Raw genomic sequence first — 21,430 nt, 5'->3', positions numbered from 1 at the left:
GGTTGTGGGTTGTGAGACGTGAGTTGTGAGACGTGAGTTGTGAGACGTGAGACGTGAGTTGTGAGACGTGAGATGTGGGTTGTCGGTTGTCGGTTATCGGTTGTGGGTTATCAGTTATGGGTTTTGGGTTTTGGGTTTTGGGTTTTGGGTTTTGGGTTTTGGGTTTTGGGTTTTGGGTTTTGGGGATCGGTGGACGGACAACGATTGATGGTGATTATCTGCAAAACGGTTAATAATAGCAAAATACTCCCGATTGGATAAGTAATACTCCCGATTGGATAACTATGCTCATGATTTGACATCTTTATATTTAGTATTTTTATCGGTGTTGTGAGACGTGAATCGTGAGTTGTGAATCGTGAGACGTGAGACGTGAGATGTCGGTTGTGGGTTGTGGGTTGTGGGTTGTGGGTTGTGGGTTGTGGGTTGTGGGTTGTGGGTTCTGGGTTGTGGGTTGTGGGTTGTGGGTTGTGTCCTTCGGCAAGCTCAGGATGACTGTGGGTTGTGGGCCCCGATAGTTATCGGGATGAGTTGTGGGTTATCAGTTATCAGTTTTCGGTGAACGGTGGACGGTGGACGATGGACTGACAACGGTGGACGGTCAATGGACTATACTGTATTGCTATGGAATAATGAATTTCTCAGTTTATATCAAATGGAAAATCAACAAACACAAGGGCGTATAAGGATTATTTACCAGATGCTATTTCAAATGGCATCCGGTAATCTGGTATTTCGGATTGTGGAAAGCGGCGAAGGGGACGAAATAGAAAAGATTGAAAAAAAACTGAATAAGATTGCCACCAAAATTCAGGCTGTGGTTTTGGGGACAGCTCATTTTGGCTCCCATCATCAATTCCGCACTATGTGTCATCCGGTATTTGTTCTGAGCGAGAGCCATGTCCTGCAAGGCTTCAATGAATATGTAGTACAGCTTTTAAAATACAAGCCTGAAGAACTTGTTGACACCAAGTTTAAAAAACTGATTGCCTCCCAATCTATGAGCAGCTGGAAAGATTTAAAGCGGCGACTGAGATCAGACCGCGTTCTTGACGCCAGATCACAGCTGCTATTTCTAAACCGAGAACAACAGCTGCTTCCCTCCTTCTGCATCGTTTCAAGACTGCATCATAGCAATATCATCGTGATTACTTCCATAGCCATTTCACCGGAAGAGCCCGAGTATTTCAACAGTGAACAGCTGGCTCACACTATAAAGAATGAGAGCGAAATGCTGGCCCTACAAAAACTGCACAGCTATATTTTGGACCATTTGGATGAGCCGCTTCCGAGCCTGAAAAATTTGGCAGTCCTCTTAGCCTCTGAAGAGTACAAGCTCAAGACGGGCTTTCGAAAATATTACAATACAAGCGTCTACAGCTTCTACAATATGGAGCGGCTTAAAAAATCCCAATTCCTCATTCAGCAAACAAGAATCCCTCTGAAGGAAATTGCTTTTATGTGTGGCTTCAGCCTATACCACAACTTTTACAGGGCATTTAAAAAGCATTTTGGATATGCCCCAAGTGATTTAAGCCGTCCATCAGAGTAAAAAATGACTTTTTTTACGACCTCTTCCTTTTTGTATAGTTAAAATACTGATTTGTATACTAATAGCATTTTATATTATAGAATTTTGTACTATAAAATCTAAGGAAATGAAAATCAAGACGAACATAAGACAAAACTACATCGACATTATAAGCTATTTGTTTATTGTGCTATTTACCTATGCCGCAGTGAATAAACTGCTGGATTTTGAAAATTTTCAGGTGCAGCTGGGACAATCACCTTTGTTGAGTGCGTTTGCCGGATGGGTATCCTGGGGAGTGCCCATGACGGAGTTATTGATTTCCTTATTATTAATTTTCCCAAAATACCGTCTTGCAGGACTCTTTGCCTCTTTTAGTTTGATGGTTATGTTTACAGCCTACATCTACATCATCCTAAATTATAGTTCCTTTGTGCCTTGTTCTTGTGGAGGTGTACTTGAAAAAATGAGTTGGAACCAACACCTAATTTTTAATATCGTCTTTATTGTCTTCGCTCTGTTAGGTATTTTTATAGCGAGTAAACCCCATCAGCATCCAAAAAAAACTGCTATACAAGTCTGCTTGCTTGCAGTGGTGGGAATTGTCCTAGTCATAGTCTTATTCCGTTTATCTGAAAACAAAATGCATCACAACAACGGCTTCAGCCGTCGTATTCCACATAGTCCCGTTAAAATGCTAAAAGGGATTTCACTAGAACACAATTCCTTTTATCTTGCCGGCTATACCAACGGAAAAATATACCTGGGCAATAATTCAGCACCAAAACACATTTTGGAAGTAGATACTAATCTAACCCATCAAAACGCATATCGTTTAAATCAAGACAATCACAACTTCAAGTTTGCCACGGCTCAAGTTCGGGTAAAAGACGGCTATTATTATTTTGCAGACGGCACCATAGCTGTTATCTACAGAGGCTCGACCAAAGATTGGAAAGGCGTACCTATTTACAATGGCACAACTAAATTTTCAACCTATGAAGTGATTGACAGCTCTAATTTTACGGTTCGTGCGCTCCATCCTAAAACTGGAGAAAATTATTTAGCCTTGATTGATATCCACAACAATACGTTAGTACAAAAAGCTACTGATATTCTTGAAAAGCAAATCGATGGCGTGTTTGATACCGATGGGGTTTTAAGCTACAACCCAAAATTGAAAACTACCTTATATACCTATTATTACCGAAATCAATACCTGTTAACCAAACCAACATTAGACAGTATTGTAAAAGGAAAAACTATAGATACACTTCAACAAGTGGATTTAAAATTTGCTTATCTAAATGAAGGTCGGGAAAAGAAATTTGCAACACAACCTGAAAAAATCAACACCTACGCTACAACAGCCGGAAATTATCTCTACATCAAATCAAAGCGATTAGGAAAATACGACCGTGCACAAATGCTAAAAGACGCTTCTATCATTGATGTGTATCAACTGAATAACAACAGCTACCAATTTAGTTTTTACTTCTATAATTACAAAGGCGAAGAAATCAAAAGCTTTAAAGTATATGATGATATAATTGTCGGTTTAACCAAAAAGTATCTCGTGGTGGGAAGATTTAGAAAAGAAAGGTTTAACCCTTTAGAATATAAATAAAACTGATATCGGCCGGTATCGCAGGGGAAGATCGAAAACCTGTACAATAGAGTAGATCATCACTTTAATTTTTTTAATCATGAAAACAATGAATTTAAAATCCGTTTTGCCGTTATTGCTAATGGTTGTTGCAATAACGAGTGCATTTGCCTTTCAAAATGAAGGTAAAGCGACTTCTGCTGTTGCAGAGATTGGATGGGTTGACCATCCGCTACCTTGTCAAATTGAAGAGACCTGTGAAAATCTTGGAGGAGAAATCTGTACAATAATGGATGGAACCGTTGAACGTCAAGTAAAAGGAAAGTACAATCCTTCTGATTTTACATGTGACAAGACGCTAACTCGAACACCAAACTAAAAAATGAAGGGGGCTTTAAATGCCCCCTTTTTTTCAGTCGCACCACTTAGGTTTGATTGATGCCTTTAAATAATAATCAAACCACTCCATTATCTTTAAAGTTAGATCTTTTTGATTGGATGGGTCTTCCAAAACATGTCCTTCCTTATCATAGAGCAGTAAGGTACTCTCTTTTTTCAATCGCCACAAAGCAAGTTGCATGCTGACACTGTTTTTCCAATTTACCCGCAAATCGTTTGTACCGCTCCACAACAACAAGGGAGTATTAATTTGATAAGCATGCATAACAGGAGAATTATCCCAAAAGGTTTTAGTAAAATATGGTTCTGTAATACGTAATTGTTGGGTATCAAAACGCCAGATATTTGAACTATTTGAATCATCTGTACCCAAATAGGTTCCTACTAGATCATGCCAACCTGAACCAGAAACTATTGTTTTAAATCGTTGGGTTTTCGCAGCGATATAACTTACTTCAAACCCCCCAAACGAATGTCCAAAAAGTCCGATGTTATCCTTATCAACCGATACGGTTGCAAGCGTCTTGTCCACCGCCGCCAATACACACTCCAAAGCCGATTGACCTGGCTTATTAACGGTATACGCAATATCCGGCATCAATACAAAATAACCTGCCGTCGTATAATTTGTGACATTAAAACCAATGTAATTGTGTAGTGATGGAGCAACATATTTACGAAGTAATGAAGAATTCCTTTCATAAATATTTACAATCATCGGATAAGTTGTCTCACTTTGATAATTTGCTGGATAGAATAATGCTCCCTTGAGAGGAACACCGTTAATCGTATAGTGAATTAATTCGGACTTACCCCAATGATACTCCTTTTGTAGTTCATTAGTACTTTGAATCACGTCAGCTTTATTTTGATTGGCGTGCTGAATCATGAGTTCAGCTGATTTATCAAAATCACTCAAGACAAACAAATAAGTACTATTTTTTTTAGAAATGGAATTAATTCGATCAGCAGAATAAAAGATTCGCTTAACCGCTTTATCCTGTTGATAGAAACTAAAACCTTCCTCAAGTGTATAGGTATTCACGTCTTTAAAGATCAGCCCTTTTTCAAAAGGATAAGTTCTAGTAGTGTAAAGGAGAAAATAAGCTCTCGCATTTTTAGTTAATTGTTGATCAAACAACCTATACTTGGACTTAGAAAGATGCCCTTCGGTTAACCGTTTACTAATCTTACCATCAGCTGAAAACATCCATAAATCATAATAGTCACTTAATAAAAGGTATTGATCGTTTGTAGACCAATAGGGCTTATCATTGGGATACTGATCACCTGGATAATCATGTTCCATGTTTTCAAAATTGGAAGAGATAGAACAGGTTAAACAGCGTTTTTTATCTGTCGCAATATCATAAAGCCACCAGTTGTTGTTTGTAAACCATGTGATGTATTTCCCATGTGGAGAAACAATAATGTGATTTTTTTGATGGCTTATTTTTTTAACAATTAATTTTTTTCTACCCGTTTGTAAATCCAGAACATAAAGATCAGCATAGATACCGTTATGCTCAAAATGAGGTAAATAAGGAGACTTTTCAACCATCAAAGCATGTTTTCCTGTCGTGGTTGGAACAGTAATCGAATGGGCTTCCTTATTCATTAAAATAGAGCGATTGGTTTTCAAATGCCAACACATCAAATACGGATGAACCAAACCGCTTTCAGCAGAAGAAGGCAACACTTTAGCACCGTAAGACCATACCACGGCACTACCTTTTTTTGTATCTAATGGCTTACGGATTTGCTTTACATCAAAAAATAATTGTTCATCATCCCTCGAAAAAAACAATCGCGAAAAAGGAAGCTCATACCCATCCGTAACTTGTTCACTATTTAGCTGGTCAACCTTTGGTAACTGTTTCGTTTTAAACTGCAAATAATGCACCCGGTGTGCAGTGTCACTGCTCTCTGATGGTGGAACAGTTTCAAAAAAAGCTACCCCATTCCCTTTGTAATTCCACGTGAGTCCCGAAATATTTTCGCTAAACGAAGCCACTTCATACACCACTTTGGATCTGGTAAAAGGAAAAATACTTAATATCCTTTGCCCATCCTTATGTAATACCAAAGCTAGTTGTGTGCTATCCGGCGAAAGTATATATGTTTCAACCGACGAAATCACCTGTAGCTTCTTGCTCGCCAAATGAAACAAAGTCAGTTCCCTTTCTTTTTTTCGTTCACCAATCAAATAGGCACCTCCCTTCGAGAATAAAAAGGAATCTACCCCTTCAATAGAATCGTGAATTCCAGTTTTTAACTGCTGATAACACAACTGCTGATTGCGAAGAAAAACAAACCAATCCGATTTTGGTGCAAAACTGCCTTGTGTACCGCCTACTATAATTTGCTTACTAGCAGTATCAACGTTGTGTAATACAAGTGTATCTTTGCCTTTAGGATGATGCATGCTATAATTCACCCACTTTTCATCAGAAGATAAAGTGTATTGATAAAGGTGATACCAACGTTCATAATCAGAAGCGGTCAAAGTTTTTTTATCCTGTGCAAAGGCATGCTGAACCAAAAAGAAAACCGAAACCCATACGAGCTGCTTAAATTTTGTATTATAATTAATGCCCATCATTTTGTGGTAACAAATTAGGGTTCAATAACAATTCATTTTCAGGCAAAGGAAACAAAACATCTGATGTATTCCATCCCGGTTTTACACCAGACAAAACCGAATCCAAGCCCCCCCTGCGTTTTAAATCAAAAAAGCGATGCCCTAATTCAGTAAAAAACTCCAATTGACGTTCTTTTAAAATCGCAGTCAATAGTTCATCTTTGGTTAAGGCTGTAGTGTTTGCCAATCCCGCTTTGTTTCGAATGCTATTTAAATCTGCAGCACTTAAATCCAATAGATTCAATTCGGCATTGGCTTCCGCACGAATCAAATACATTTCTTCCAAACGAAACTGTATTGAATATTCCATCGAAGTACTAGTGTCGTTATTCAATTTATATTTAAAAGCGTGGTAAAAAGTACGCGAGCTATTCGAAACACTCTTCACCCAATTAATTCCCCGCAAGTCGTTAATCTCAAATTTATTTACCAATCCTTCTTGCAACGCTCTTGAAGGAGGAGGAACTGTCTTAAAGATAAAACTCTTTGCATCCAAGGTGTTTTTACCTTCAGGAGCCGACATCAGTTGCCAAATTGTTCCAGGACTGTTTCGTAAAAAAACAGCATTTATATCCATCACCAACGAATATAAAACCGAATTGTTAATCACCATACTAGCCTTTTGTTTGGCTAATTCCCATTTCTCATGATACAAATACAATCGCGCTTGTAATGCTAATACTGTACTCTTATTTGGTCTGACGCGATGAATACCTGTATAGTTGTCCGTCAGTAAACTTTCCGAACGAAGTAAATCATCTTCTAAGAGTGAAAATAATGCTTCATTCGTTTGTTTTCCAATACTTGTGTTTATCCGATAATCAGTAGATGTTACATAGGGTATTTCTCCAAAAAGTTCATTTAAATAAAAATGTAGATATGCGCGAACAAATAATGCTTCCCCCAGTAAACGGTCTCTATCATGCTGTTTAAGTGATACAGAATTTTCAACCCCCTCAATCACGGTATTTAATGAATAAATCAAATTATACGTGTTGCGCCATAGCGATTGAATCGTTGGATTTATAGTTGCCAATTCGTTTTGATAAAACATTAATTCTGGAATATTTAAACCATAGCACTTTAATTCGTCAGTATAATTACCTAGTAAAACAGAAATGCCATTGCCGTCACCGCACACCATTACATTATTATTCATTTTTGTATAAACATTTAGCAATACAGCTTCCGCTGTTTTGTAATCTTCAAAAACAATTTCTCCAGACAATTGCGAGCCGGGTACCTCTACGGAAACAAATTCTTCGCATGAACTGAGGCTAACAACAAAACAAAATAATAGATAATATATTTTAGTATTTTTCATAAGTGTATTTTTTAAAAAGTTAATTGGGTACCTAGTGTAAGTACGCGTAATGGAGGAATACGTACACCCGAGTAATTTTCAGGATCTAGTCCTTTATATTTAGTGAAGGTTAATATATTTTGTCCCTGTAAATAAAGTTTACAGTCCCATCCAGAAAGGGTTGGCAAGGTATAAGTCAACGCAATGTTTTTTAACCGAACAAAAGACGCATCACCAAAAGCAGCATCACTGTTTCTATAAAATGAATACGCATTTGAGGCTTGTGAATTAAATCCTGCACTAAATGGTTGAGATTCGTTCAAAACATCCACCGATTGATTCACCGAGAGTCCTGGCATTGATTTAAAATTATTAAAGTTAGGTGCAATTTGTTTTACAAACTGTAATAGAAAATCGAACTGCCAGTTTTTATATGTAAAGCTATTTTGCAGACCACCAAAAAATTCGGGTGTAGTGTTTATTAGCATTTTTCGGTCCTCAGCAGAACGAATTAGACCATCTTTATTGTAATCTTCAAATTCATATAGACCAGTCTGAGTATTCATTCCTGTGTAGTGATACACCATCCTTATGCTTAATGGTTCGCCTACAACATATTGATTTGCATAAGTAGAACCGGCTAAATCAGGAAAAGAGACCAATTTATTTTTAGGAAAAGTAAGGTTAAAGGAAGTGTTCCATGAAAAATTGGTCTTGGCAATAATCTTAGAATGCCATTCCAATTCAATACCTTTATTTTCTACTTCCGCAGGAAAATTAGATTGAATTGATGCAAATCCTGTAGTGCCCGGTAGTGGAATACCAACTAATTGATTGTCCGATTTATTTTTAAAATAAGCCGTGGTGAGCATAACGCGATCGTTAAAAAAGCCTAGTTCTAAAGCGGCTTCAAACTTTGTATTGCGTTCCCAACTAAAATTTGGATTAAACAAACGAGTGGGTTGCAGGCCAATAATGCCCTGATATGGCAAACCAGTAGAACTGAAGGTATCCAAAAATTGGTAATCCCCAATTTGATCACTTCCAGTGCTCCCATAACTGCTCCGCAATTTGCCAAAACTCAACGATGGTAAAAGTTGCTCTACAAGTGTCTCTTTCCCAAACAACCAAGCCATACCCACAGCACCAAAATTGGCAAATTGCTTACCAGGACCAAAACGGCTTGAGCCATCGCGTCGTCCAGTTAAATTAATAATGTACTTATTGCGATAGGTATAGTTAACACGTCCAAAAACAGCATTGTATCTATACACACTATTGTCATTATTAAAAATCGTGATCGTGTTGGCGGCAGCCATATTATAGATCAATCTGTTGTTAGCAAAACCGAACGCTCGTAAGGCTTGTGTTCCAAATGTACGCTCCTGAAAAGTTGCACCAACCAAAACATTTAATGTGCTATTGACAAATGCTTTATTCCAATGTAATTGAGGTTCTAAACTCCAAGATTGCTGATAGCCTTTGTTTTGAAGTAAAAAAGAAAAGGAACTGTTATCTAACCCTAATGCAGGATTATACATTGTAGAAGGTGCTATTTTGGTCTCCAGCAATCGACTATCTGTAAAACCTGCCATAGTTTTGAATTCAAGACTTGGAAAAAAACGATAAGCAAAAGAACCTCCCGCATTTAAAAAATCAGTTTTTGCTAAGTATTCTTCTTTTATTTTTTGTATTGGATTCACAAAAGTCGAGTTTTCCCAATTCAAATTGCCTCCATTATCATACAGAGCCGGAGCATTAGGAGCCAGATTAATGGCGTCCAACGTTAAATCTGAACCAGGTAAATCATTTTGATCCAATACATATTGCATCGAAAGGTCTAACTGAAACTTTTGATTCTCCGAACGGTGATTGCCTGAAAACTGAAAAGCTGTTTTTTTATATTCAAAATCACCATGAAATACTGATATTTCGTTATAGTTTGTCATCTTCAACAGTAACTTTGTCGATTCCGAACCACCTTGTAAGCCCACATCAATTTGCCGATGCCGAGAGGTGTTGCCAATCAATTCCTTTTGCCAATCGGTGTAACGATTTTGATCCCAATTACCATTAATGTCATGAACATTAGCTGGATAAGTTGTTACCCCATCATTTTTAAAAGCTTGTCTTCGCATGTTTAAGTATTGCTCTGTATTCAACAGCTTTAATCGTCGAGCAATTTGTCCTACGCCCGAAAAAGTATTGGTGGTAAAGGTCGTTTTACCTCCCTTTGCTTTTTTAGTCGTTATCAACACCACTCCATTGGCTCCTCTTGAACCGTAAATAGCTGTGGCATCGGCATCTTTCAATACTTCAATGCTTTCTATATCGGCAGGATTCAAGGAGCTCAACGTATTTACTCCTGCGCCAGGCAAGATGGAACCAGACAGGAAAGAGCTATTCCCTAGGCTCTCTGTACCCAACGGCATCCCATCTACAATATATAAAGGACTGTTTCCATCGGTACGTAAACTGTTTCTCCCACGAATTTGTATCTCGAAACCGCTTCCCGGCACACCACTGGTTTGCGTAATATTCACCCCCGCCATCCTGCCTTGCATAGCGGCAAGCACATTAGTGACTGGTTGCTTTTCAATATCCTTAGCCGTGATGCGGGCGATACTTCCGGTGCGCTCTTTTTCTTTGACGGAATAGTAGCCGGCATTGATGCGGACTTCCTGTAAGGAGGTGATGTCTTCCTGCAATTGGATGTGGATGTTTTTGCGGTAGTTTATGGGGATTATGGCTGTTTTATAGCCTATGTAGCTCACGACTAAGGTATCATTGGCTTTGGCTATGAGGCTGTATTTGCCATCAAAGTCGGATAGGACGGCGTAGTTGATCCGGTTTTTTATGGCGATGGTGACGCCCGGCAAGGGGGTTCTGCCATCGGTTATGATACCGCTTATTTGGTTTTGCTGTCGTTCAGACAGCTGTGGCCTCAGGCGTTTCTTTGCTAAGGCTGGGGTGCTACTTAGGATAATCCCGATAAGGATTAGATGCCAAAGTGCTCCCAATTTCTTGTTTAATGAATAATTTTGCATAATATTGGTTTAGTTTAATGAAACGTTAGTTTTGTTTTGCGATAGTCCTCTATTCAAGTTTTCCCGACGTGGTAGAGGGCTTTTTTTTTAATCTTAAAGTCTTAAGTAATGGCTTTTTATTCTGTCATAGGCGTCTTTTTTAGTTGTTAGTCCCATATTATTGGGATGTTTTGTTTGATTTTTTTCTTTTGCCTTGATGCAAAAGAAACAAAAGATCAAGCCTGACTATTTTCATCCTGAAAATCTTCGAACGGCTTTTGCTATCGCGACCCCAGCCGCTCGTGCTATGCACTCGACTCGGGGGTCACTCCCTTCGGCCAAGGCTTAAATCCATTCTTCGATTTTCTGGGATAAAAATAGAAGGGCGGTTTTTACGAGAGCGTATTTTGATGAAACTTTGGTTCTACATTCTTATTTCTCATTAGATATCAAATTACTATCGTTTCCGAGATTCAATTGTCCTTAGCTTCCGTAGTCATAAAGCCAAAGGCATATCAATGTTATAAATGCTAGTATTAATAAGGCTTGTATTTGTCTGTAATATTTCATGTTATTTAGTAGGTTATTAGTTATCGGTTGTCCGTTTTCGGTTATCGGTTGTCTGTTTTCGGTTGTCTGTTTTCGGTTATCACGATGAGTTATGGTTGTTCGTCCATCGTATTTCGTCCATCGTCTATCTTACTTCTATACTCTATATTCTCACATCTCATCGTTATCTTGAGCTGAGCCGGTCCTGAGCTTTTGTCGAAGGACACATCTCACTTCTCACGACTCACATCTCACGATAAAAAACATCCTGCACCATTAATAAATTCAAATTAAATTAATGAGATCTTTTGCTCAAAGGATCGTGCGGTGCAGGTGTTTATTAGTTAGCTGTTATCGGTTTTCAGTTATCGGTTGTCAGTTGTCGGTTGTCGGTTGATTTCCGTCACTTCGAGTGATTTTATAAAATAGCGATAGCATTTTTATAAAATTGTATCGAGAAGTTGGCATAGGGATTCCTGACCGGTTCAGAAAAGGGTGATTTTCTGACTGGGAATATGTGGTTTAGCGATAGTAACCACGGTTAACGCAAGGCGTTGGTTTTTTTAGGGGGGCTTTGTTATTTTATTCATGGGTTTTTATAGTTAATGGTTAATAGTGAGTAGTTCATCGTTTAAAGTTGGCATAGGTATTGCTGACCAGTATAGAAAAGGTGGTTTTTAAGACTGGGATTGTTGTGGTTTAGTGACAGTAACCACGGTTAACACTACGGCGTTGGTTTTTTAAGGAGGTAGCTTTATTTTGTTCATAGGCGTGGTTGTTTTAGCGGTTAGTTTACTGCGAGACTATGAAAATGATGAAGAGGCGCTGAGAATGAAGTTGAGTAATGCCAAAATAGTGAGCATAAAAAATGGCATGGAACTCAGCTTATATCGACCTAAGGTACTGGTATACCTGTACACGAATAAGTGAGCCCACGCCATGGACGTGAGCATCGTACTTATCATCCCGTGTACAAAAATTACCAGTTTTTAGGTCGGGATTCAAAGCGAATGCTTCAAATATTTTAATTGAAGAAACGCAAATATATGTATTCAATGACAAACTTACTAAAAAAATATCAAACTGTCACTATCGTGACACTAAATATCAATAATAATATATTCTTTTGTCTAAATGGCTAGTAAAACAAATAATAAATCTTCAGACACTAAGAAAGAGGCAGTTGTATTTCTGCTAGACCAATTCATTTGTGATTACATAAGGAATGAATGGTTACAAGTCAATGAGCCAGTTCTACCTCAAGCCCAAGAATTAGGAGTACATCGACACATTATAAAAAAAATAATAGAGGACCGACCCTATAGAGTACCGATCTCAACATTAGCAATCATTTGTTTTTACAAAAAAATTGCTTTATCAGATTTTTTTAAATTAATAGAAGCAAAATATGGTTCTAGAATAAATGATGATTTCATATTAAAAACAAAAAAAGATGCCTAGGCATCTTTTTTTATGGGCTATAATCTGGTTTTACTAGTAGTGAGACTACCGAAATTTACACCCATGTAAGCAGCAGCTCTTTAAAAAAGATAATCAATCCCTTTGATATGTAAGAAATACTTTTAAATTTGTAAGATATTGATGAAAAATAATGCGAATAAAAACAGCCTCAAACTTGCGCCTATCTTGCTGTTTTGGAATAAAACAGGTCGAGTTTATTCGCCTATATACTAGTTAGTGGCAACCTTAGTGAACATAGTAAACAACAACATAGACAGTAAAAATGGCAGGACTTGACGACCTAATAAAATCTACCCAATGGGCTCAAAATATTAATAAATCATTAGGAGTAAGTTCTCAAATTTCAGAAATCCTAAAAACGCAAGAAAGAATGAAAAGTAGTCTCGGAGGACTTAATACTATTACCCAACTTGCTAAAAGTATTCAACAGCAAGAAAAGTATACAAAAAATTGGGGAAGCACAAGTATGCTGGTTAACCTTGCCAAAAGTATGCAACAACAAATGGCTTCAAACTCTTCTTTGTCGGCAATTGACGCACTAACAAAATCAATGCGATTTGCTATTCCACAAACAACACTTGACGCCATAATATCCATAAACAGGCATCACAACCAACTTTTCGGAAATCTAAGAAGTATAACAGAGGCATTTACTAAAAGTCAATCCGCATTTTCTCAAATTAATAATTTGCAGTTTGCGGTTAGTGGTATTTCAGGACAATTAGCTTCAATTGCAGCCACTCAAAGAAAATGGAATTTAATAGACGACTTTGAAGAAATCACTGAAGAAGCCGTTTCTCTAAATGAAAGAATATTTGACGAGAACGGAGTAACGAACCAAGGATTAAATGAACTTAAAGAGTTTTTTCAAAGAATTGAAATCAAGGTTGACAAAATTGATGCAGATGCCAATGCTCTGTTTTGGAAACTATTGGCATTATTAAGTTTTATTCTTGCGGTAACGGGAGAAGCGAGAAATTGGTTGCCTAAACCTGAATATGCGACAAAGGAAGAAGTCGAAACATTAATTAAAGAACAATTCGGCATTTACGAAAAGAAATTAAAAAAAGATAAAGAGTTCCGAATTACCAAGAGAATTTGCAAAGTAATGTCAAAGCCACGATTCAAGTCATTTGAAATTGAAAAACTGCCAGTTGACTTTGAAGTTACTGTTTTACAACTTAATCATAAGTGGATTTATGTAAGCTACTTTAGTCCAAGCGATAACTTACCACAGACAGGTTGGATAATGAAAAAATATTTAGATAAACCAAAAAAATAACAAAGAAAGGTAGCCACTAACCGCTATTAAGCGATAGTCGGGAATTTAGCTTAATTAAAAAATAGTTTTGTATTCGTAAAATTGTGATTAACTGAAACATTACGCTTACTTAACCCCGACCATTGCCTACTATCAAAACGTTAGGCACAATAATACCCAAAAAATTATGAGAAAATACGTTGACTATATAAATGAACAACGTCAAACAGAAAATTCTGAACAAAGACATTTTGAAGAACTTCGATATAAAAGATATAAACTTAAGCAACAAAGAAAACTTACAGGAATAATATTTTTTTTGACAGGTGTCATATCATATTTTTTAATAAAATATTTATTTGAATTACCCAACGTATATTCTATTTTAATAGGATTATTATTTAGTACGTTAGGTTTAGGATTATATTTAATTAACTATCTCCAAACTGATATTTATATCAATGATGAAAAATTACCAGGATTCAGTAACAACATATTAGTTGAACTTGATGAACTTAGATTTGAATTTCAAAAATTCAAAAAAAAAGCGGGAATAATTGAAGATAGTGAACAATTAAATCAATTGATAAATAATATTATCAATGGTACGCTAAATAAAGAATTTATTCAAAATAAAATTGAATCTACCTTTAGTAATAATGCTTTAAATAGTTATAGACACGATAATTTATTTAGCGAATTCGAAAAAACTGCATACAGAATAAATGAAGAATTAATTAGATTAAGAAAAAGCGCAAACATTAACCTCGTAATTGGTTCTCTATCTACTACAATTGCAATTTTTGCCTTAACTTATGAAGTGTTTTTTTCAGAAGTTAATTTTAAAGTCACTGTTGACTTACTTTCTCACTATATTCCAAGAATTTCTCTTGTAATATTTATTGAAATATTCGCATTTTTCTTTCTAAAACTTTATAAATCAACTCTTTTAGAAATTAAATATTTTAATAACGAAAAAACAAACATTGATTTTAAACTTATTTCATTAAAAACTGCCCTCTTTCAAGATGATAAAAAAATGATAAAATTATGCTTAATAGAATTAATAAAAACTGAAAGAAACTTTATTTTAAAAAAGGAAGATACAACTGTAGAACTAGAAAAATTTAAAGCTGATAAAAATGACAACCAAATACTGGCTAGTTTATTAGAAAAACTATTGGCTAAAAAATAATTACTGTGCCTAACAGATAAGGGTTCGTTGTGTCTGAAAGACGAACAATGAACCCGAGGTTGAACGGAACTGGTAGTTGTGCAAAGGGGTGCAATTTTCGGTTTACCCCTTCCCTAAAGGGAGCCGAAAATAAGGACGTATGTCGTCTAAACTTGAAGAACGTATTTGCTGACTGGGAATACCTGTGATGTTTTGTACTCTTAAAAATAAGAATAATCTTCTTTTTATAGAGGTATTTTGTTATATTTGAGGATAATGTCATGCAGGTTTTCAGAGGCTGACCTTACCACACATTTTACCAAAAAATCGCAAAAAATAAAAATTGGATAAATTAATTCTCGAACAAACAGCTAATATAATAATTGACAACAAAAATTTACTAAAAACAGCAATTCGCCAAAGAGCAAAATTTGAAGGATGGTTAAAATTTGAACTTGCACATCGAATTGAAAAACTCGGATTAAATGAAGTTGAACTTGAAACAAAATTAGACCGAAAAAGAGCAAGACCAGATATTTCATTCTATAAAGATTTTGACTTTTATCAGATTGAACTAAAAACTTGCAATACAAATTGGAATGTAAAAGGAATTCCGAATAAAAATAAGCCGATTTCAAATAATATAGATGGAATTATTAGCGACGCTAAAAAATTAAATTCTAATTATGGAATTGTAGCTTTTGTAATGTTTCCAATTCCTAAAAATGATATTCGTTGGAGAGTGTACATCGAGCGAATAAAGAATGAAACTAAAATTGAAATAGATTACGACAAAAATTGCAAAATATTGGAAATGGAAATTGACGAATCTAATACTTGCGAAATTTTAGTTTGTGCATTTATGTCGAGAGTATTTAGCAATTGGTAATAAAAAAAAACGTGTGATAACAGATAAGGCTTCCTTGGGCTTGAAAAGCCAACAATGATCCGCCGCGGCGGAGAACGGAACCGCATGAGTTTTACTAAGTCATCGGTTTTGATACCGGAATAATATTATGGATGGAAAAGATGCTGAGGTGTTTTTTTTTATGGCCTATAATCAGGTATTACAAGTGGTTAAACTGCTGAAATATTTATTCCTATAAGTACGAAAAGCCTGCAGTGAATTAAAAGCTCAGTTGATGATTTGTAAGAAAAATTGAATATATTTGAAATATAATAATGTAAGACGCTTGTCACTACAATCTAGCCAAAATTAGGTGTATAATAGCGACTACGTCATTACTATAGACTAGTTAGCTGTAATTATAAAAAAAAACTAAAATAAGCATGATAAATATTGATAATTATACAGAAAGTGATGTAGAAATGAAAATAATTTTACCACTTTTAAAAGACAAAATGCCTGAAGGTCTACAATTAGAAGATTATCATATTCAAACAAAATCAAGTTTAAAAAAAATACTTATTGACAAAGGAACTTCGCAAAAATTGTATTATCCTGATTTTGCTATTACCATTTTGGGTGTTCCACTATTAATTGTTGAAGCTAAAAAACCAAATGAAGATTTAGATGAAGCCTATAGACAAGCCTGTTTATATGCAAACGAAATTAATAGAGAGTTTCCCAAAAACATAAATCCTTGCCAATTAGTAATTGCATCTGATGGAATATATATATATGCAGGAAATAGTGATACAAATATTCCTGAATTTAAAATAGAACGTTCAAATTGGATAAACACAAACGTTGAATTCGATAGTTTTCTAAATAAATTTAGTTTTAATAAATTAGAAAATACTGCACGTAATTTTAGAGCAAAAATTGGAACTGGTGCAAGATTTAAAAATCCTATAAATTTATTAGGTGGCAAAAAGATTAGAAATTTAGAATCAAGTAATTCTTTTGGAGAAAACATATCCATTCAATACAGACATTTATTTAATCCTAATCTAGAAGTTGAAAAAAATGATATTGTAAAAAATGCTTATGTAAAATTAAACAAAGTTGAATCACATATTTTACCTATTGATAATATCTTTAATAAAAGGTTATTTGATAATGAAGGAACTCTAATATACGACTTTGAAAATCCTACGGAAATTACAAGTAAATTTGAAAATCCAAAAAACTTAAACAATCAAGTTTTATTATTAATTGGTAGTGTTGGTTCCGGAAAATCTACTTTTACAACTTATTTAAAAGAAGTAGCCTTACAAGAAAACATAAGAGAATCAACACATTGGATAAATTTAAATCTTAACGATGCTCCTGTTAATAAAGAAGAAATTTACAAATGGACAAAAAAGACAATTATTAATAATATAAAAATCAAATTCAATGATATTGAGTTTGATTCACTATCTTTTATTTTAGAATTATATAAAGAGGAAATTATTTCATTAAAAAAAGGTGTACTTTCATTATTTGATGAAAGTGAAATTAAATATAAAGAGTTATTGGCTGAAAATATTTTGAAATATCAAAATGATATTGATTTAACGCTTGATAAATATATTTTAAGATTAATAAATGAAAAAAAGAAAGAACTTGTTATTGTATTAGACAATTGTGACAAAAGAAATGTAGAAGAACAATTATTAATGTTCGAAGTTGCAAATTGGCTAAAAGACAATATCAAAACGATTGTTTTTTTACCAATAAGAGATACTACTTATGAAAATCACAAATATGACAAACCATTAGACACGGTTGTAAAAGATTTAATATTTAAAATAAATCCACCAAATTTAGAACAAGTCTTAGCTTCTAGAATTGGTTACATATCTAAATTATCAAACAATAACAAAGATGGATTTTATCTCTTAGACAATGGTATCAAAGTAAAATATCCTTCGAAGGATGAAGAAAAATATTTAAAAAGTATTCTTAATTCACTTTTCAATAATAATTTTTTCAAGAAACTAATATCTGGATTTGCTGGTAGAAATATTCGTAATGGTATTGAAATTTTTCTAGATTTTTGTAAAAGCGGACATATTAATGAAGCTGAAATAACGAAAATAATTAAATCAAATAGTGAATATATACTACCAAACCATTTAATTAGTAAAGTGTTTATTAGAGGCAATAAAGTATATTATACAGATTCAAATTCAAGAATTAAAAATTTATTTTACAGTGTTCCAAGCGATGAAATACCAGACCCTTTTGTTCGTGTTTCTATATTAAAATATCTATTTGATAATAGATATACTACTGATGCACATAAAAGTTTGACTGGGTATATAAAAACTGATTTATTACTTAAGTTTTTGAATTCATTAGGACATGACGAAAATAGAACTATTGAAGAATTAAAATTATTCTTGAGATTAAATTTAATTGAAAATGAGTCTTTAAATCCTGATTTTTTTAATACTCAAGATTTGATAAAAATAACTTCGATTGGATTAGCAAATTATGAAATAATAAGAAACATTGATTATTTGGCTTCTGTTGCGGAGGACATGTGGTACAAAGATAATATCTTAGCAGAAGAGATTACATCAAATCTTTCAGGTAATGGTGAATATGCGCATTTATCCATCCAATCTGTTTCCTTGCATTCTAGACAGTTGCTTAACTACTTAGAAAACTATTATAAGACCAATTTTTCTTTTATTAATGGTAAAATTATTGATACAGATTTTGCACCAATAGATTTTAATTTATTAAATTCTGACATTAATGATTTCAATAAAAATATAAAAACAGATTCAAAACCTAATCTATCAAAAGAAAAGATATATGAAGCGTCAGTTTTAAATATTCAGCATTATGGTATGATTTGCGAAATAGTTGACACCTCTTTTTTTGGTTTAATTCATGTAAGTGAATTGCCTGAAGATTTCCTCGAAAAATATTCTTTAGGAAATACATTAAAAATAAAGGTAAAAGAATTTAAGACTGCACATAACAAATATAACTTAGTATTAGCCAAATAACTACAGCTAATATGGAGAGTTCCTATGTAAAGCAGACTTAAGTTATTAACATTTTTTTTAACTGAGTAATATGTTGATGTTTTTCGAATAAAAAATGCCATTCCAGCTGCTTGTTGGAAAAGTTGGAAACAACTTTTTGTCCGTAATAGGCTTAGGCAAGCAGCAGAGATTTTTTTATAGACTGACGTTTGCGGTAATGGCAGAACTAAACAATAAATAAGAAATATGATAGAATTATTATCAAAACATTATCAATGGTTATTTTCAGGAATTGGAGTTATTGCCTTTACTACTATATTTAATCTTTTCACAAAAAAAACTACAGAGTCAGAAAAAATAAAAGATTCGAATATCTTTAATGTTAGCAATAGTGCAAATCCGAGTATTCAAGTTGCGACCAACTTAACTAACAATTATTATCAGACAGAGAAGGAAAGAAAAATAGATAATTTAAATGTTTCAGATTTTGATGCAATTCAAATTAGAAAAGAAATTGAAAATGGAGCGCTATTTCAAAAGTCACAAATTGCTGAAAATTATTATGGGATTCGAATTAAATGGGAAGTTAGCTTACAAGCAGTTCAACAACCGGTTGAAAATTCATTGTATGTTATGACTTTTTATAAAAAAACATATCCTTGGGTAAATTTTACAATTGACATGGAAAAATATCCTGTTTTTAAAGTTAGTAAGAAAGGAAAAAAATTCATTATTACGGGGAAAATTATCAAATATGAATCAAACACATTTATAATTGATCTCGAAGAAATATTATCAATATAACAACTACCGCTAATATCCAGAGTTCGTTGGGCTTGAAAAGCCAACGATGATCCGCCGCGGCGGAGAACGGAACCGGAGGTAGTTAAAAGGAATATAATTATAAGTTAAATCAGCTATACTTACTTTCTGATTAACAAAATAAAATTCGTTTGAAGGTTTTTAGTCCGATAGCTATCGGACGTACTGACGTTAGCGCTAATGGTTGGAAATCGGTTCGAACAGACAAACAAGACTGAAAAAACATAAATTTATAGCATATAGAAATAAAAATGGACAAACGATTTACGGACATCATTCAACTTATTAAGCAATCTCGGACGAATGCTATTAGAGCCGTAAATGCCGAACTGATTAACCTCTATTGGAACATAGGAGAATATATCAGTAAGAAGATTGAACAGTCGCAATGGGGCGGCTCTGTGGTAACAGAGTTGGCTAAATACATTCAACAAAATGAGCCTGAAATAAAAGGCTTCTCCGATAAGAATATTTGGAGAATGAAACAGTTTTACGAGACTTACAAGGACTTTTCAAAACTCTCAACGCTGTTGAGAGAAATTAGTTGGTCTCATAATTTGGCAATATTTTCAAGGTGCAAAACTGCTGAAGAAAGAGAATTTTATTTGAAACTATCCAAACAAGAACGTTACAGTGTCAGAGAACTCGACCGACAAATTTCGGTTAGCCTTTTCGAGCGTACAATGATAGGCGATTCAAAACTCTCGACAGCGTTGAGAGAAAGTAATAACGAACTAACAAACACTTTCAAAGACAGTTATGTGTTTGAGTTTTTGGGTTTACCTGAGACACACAGCGAAAATGATTTACAACGAGGACTGGTAAGACAAATGAAGAATTTCATACTTGAACTTGGAAAAGACTTCTTATTCATCGGTGAAGAATACAAGTTGCAAGTTGGTAACAGCGATTTTTTCATCGACCTACTTTTCTATCACCGTGGATTACAATGCTTAGTTGCATTTGAACTCAAAGCAGACAATTTTAAGCCAGACCATTTGGGACAACTGAACTTCTACTTGGAAGCATTAGACCGAGACATAAAGAAACCAAATGAAAATCCGAGTATAGGAGTTTTATTGTGTAAGGACAAAGATAGTGAAGTTGTCGAGTATGCTTTAAGCAGAAGCCTCTCTCCAACAATGGTTTCAGAGTATAAAACACAACTTCCTGACAAAAAAATATTGCAACAAAAATTACACGAGCTGTTCGACAATGAAACAGATGAAAAATAAAACCACTACTGCTAATAGCCAGAGTTCGTTGGGCTTGAAAAGCCAACACCCGAGCGCAGCGAACGGACGAAGTAATGAAACTCCTGTTGAACGGAACCAGAAGTTGTGAGCCCCGATAGTTATCGGGATGAGAAGTGAGAAGTGAATGGTGAGTGGGATTTTCGGTTTACCCCTTTCCGCCGCGGCGGAAGCCGAAAATGAGGGTGTAATTGTTTTTTAAGCCGCCCTTATATTTTTATCCTATAAAATCAGGGCAAGGATTTGAGCGTTGGCCTATGGGAGTGACCCCCGAGTCGAGTGTGCAACACGAGCGGCTGGGGTCGCGATAGGGAAACCGAAACGCAGTGAGGTTCATCGAACACCAATAACAGTAAGGGATTAGTGAGATAAATACTGCCGAGATTTTCAGCCCCGATAGCTCCTATGTTTGCGTTGCAAAAATAATTTGATCTCGAAGATGTATATTTGGATGTAATAAAGTGAAAAGAATGAGAGCATACCGATGGCTAAATA

The 21,430-nt window shown here is 34.9% G+C and carries 14 protein-coding genes; 10 read left to right on the top strand and 4 right to left on the bottom strand.

What is annotated here, in order from left to right:
• Positions 1-110 precede the first annotated feature (110 nt).
• Positions 111-302 carry a hypothetical protein gene (locus tag BUB25_RS16580; RefSeq protein ID WP_170066889.1) on the bottom strand — a complete coding sequence of 64 codons (192 nt, stop codon included), beginning with the start codon at positions 300-302 and terminating at the stop codon, positions 111-113.
• A 302-nt stretch (positions 303-604) separates the two neighbouring features.
• On the opposite strand from BUB25_RS16580, the gene BUB25_RS08235 reads away from it, so the two are divergent.
• From BUB25_RS08235 to BUB25_RS08225, 3 genes are all read left to right on the top strand, one after another.
• Positions 605-1,552 carry a helix-turn-helix domain-containing protein gene (locus BUB25_RS08235; protein ID WP_139256892.1) on the top strand — a complete coding sequence of 316 codons (948 nt, stop codon included), beginning with the start codon at positions 605-607 and terminating at the stop codon, positions 1,550-1,552.
• Between the two features lie 106 nt (positions 1,553-1,658).
• Positions 1,659-3,158: a DoxX family protein gene (locus BUB25_RS08230; protein WP_072942864.1), complete on the top strand. Its 1,500-nt coding sequence runs from the start codon at positions 1,659-1,661 to the stop codon at positions 3,156-3,158.
• A 79-nt stretch (positions 3,159-3,237) separates the two neighbouring features.
• Positions 3,238-3,516, top strand: a complete 279-nt coding sequence (locus BUB25_RS08225) for a DUF6520 family protein (RefSeq protein ID WP_072942862.1) — start codon at positions 3,238-3,240, stop codon at positions 3,514-3,516.
• Positions 3,517-3,549: 33 nt separating this feature from the next.
• On the opposite strand, the gene BUB25_RS08220 is transcribed toward BUB25_RS08225, so the two are convergent.
• The 3 genes from BUB25_RS08220 to BUB25_RS08210 are packed head-to-tail and all read right to left on the bottom strand — an operon-like array spanning position 3,550 to position 10,527.
• On the bottom strand, positions 3,550-6,138 hold the full coding sequence (locus tag BUB25_RS08220) for a S9 family peptidase (RefSeq protein ID WP_084089469.1): 2,589 nt from the start codon (positions 6,136-6,138) through the stop codon (positions 3,550-3,552).
• Entirely contained in the window at positions 6,125-7,501 is a 1,377-nt protein-coding gene (locus BUB25_RS08215; RefSeq protein WP_072942858.1) for a RagB/SusD family nutrient uptake outer membrane protein, read from the bottom strand. The genes BUB25_RS08220 and BUB25_RS08215 overlap by 14 nt, the downstream gene beginning before the upstream one ends.
• Before the next feature lie 11 nt (positions 7,502-7,512).
• Positions 7,513-10,527 (bottom strand): SusC/RagA family TonB-linked outer membrane protein, encoded by a 3,015-nt coding sequence (locus tag BUB25_RS08210; protein ID WP_072942856.1) that lies wholly within the window; start codon positions 10,525-10,527, stop codon positions 7,513-7,515.
• Positions 10,528-12,189: 1,662 nt separating this feature from the next.
• On the opposite strand from BUB25_RS08210, the gene BUB25_RS08205 reads away from it, so the two are divergent.
• The 7 genes from BUB25_RS08205 (at position 12,190) to BUB25_RS08175 (ending at position 20,917) form a co-directional block, all read left to right on the top strand.
• Positions 12,190-12,516 (top strand): hypothetical protein, encoded by a 327-nt coding sequence (locus BUB25_RS08205; protein WP_072942854.1) that lies wholly within the window; start codon positions 12,190-12,192, stop codon positions 12,514-12,516.
• A gap of 283 nt (positions 12,517-12,799) precedes the next feature.
• Positions 12,800-13,819, top strand: coding sequence for a hypothetical protein (locus BUB25_RS08200; RefSeq protein WP_072942852.1), 1,020 nt, complete (start codon positions 12,800-12,802; stop codon positions 13,817-13,819).
• 166 nt (positions 13,820-13,985) lie between these two features.
• On the top strand, positions 13,986-14,993 hold the full coding sequence (locus BUB25_RS08195) for a hypothetical protein (RefSeq protein WP_072942849.1): 1,008 nt from the start codon (positions 13,986-13,988) through the stop codon (positions 14,991-14,993).
• A 322-nt stretch (positions 14,994-15,315) separates the two neighbouring features.
• Entirely contained in the window at positions 15,316-15,861 is a 546-nt protein-coding gene (locus tag BUB25_RS08190) for a hypothetical protein (RefSeq protein ID WP_072942847.1), read from the top strand.
• 401 nt (positions 15,862-16,262) lie between these two features.
• On the top strand, positions 16,263-18,881 hold the full coding sequence (locus BUB25_RS08185) for a type I restriction endonuclease (protein ID WP_072942845.1): 2,619 nt from the start codon (positions 16,263-16,265) through the stop codon (positions 18,879-18,881).
• Positions 18,882-19,106: 225 nt separating this feature from the next.
• Positions 19,107-19,664 (top strand): hypothetical protein, encoded by a 558-nt coding sequence (locus BUB25_RS08180; protein WP_072942843.1) that lies wholly within the window; start codon positions 19,107-19,109, stop codon positions 19,662-19,664.
• 269 nt (positions 19,665-19,933) lie between these two features.
• Positions 19,934-20,917 (top strand): PDDEXK nuclease domain-containing protein, encoded by a 984-nt coding sequence (locus BUB25_RS08175; protein WP_072942841.1) that lies wholly within the window; start codon positions 19,934-19,936, stop codon positions 20,915-20,917.
• Positions 20,918-21,430 lie beyond the last annotated feature (513 nt).

Source organism: Flavobacterium granuli, from assembly GCF_900129705.1.
GTDB lineage: Bacteria > Bacteroidota > Bacteroidia > Flavobacteriales > Flavobacteriaceae > Flavobacterium > Flavobacterium granuli.
Note: the sequence above shows the minus strand (reverse complement) of the source record. Positions and strands in the feature narration are given on the sequence as shown.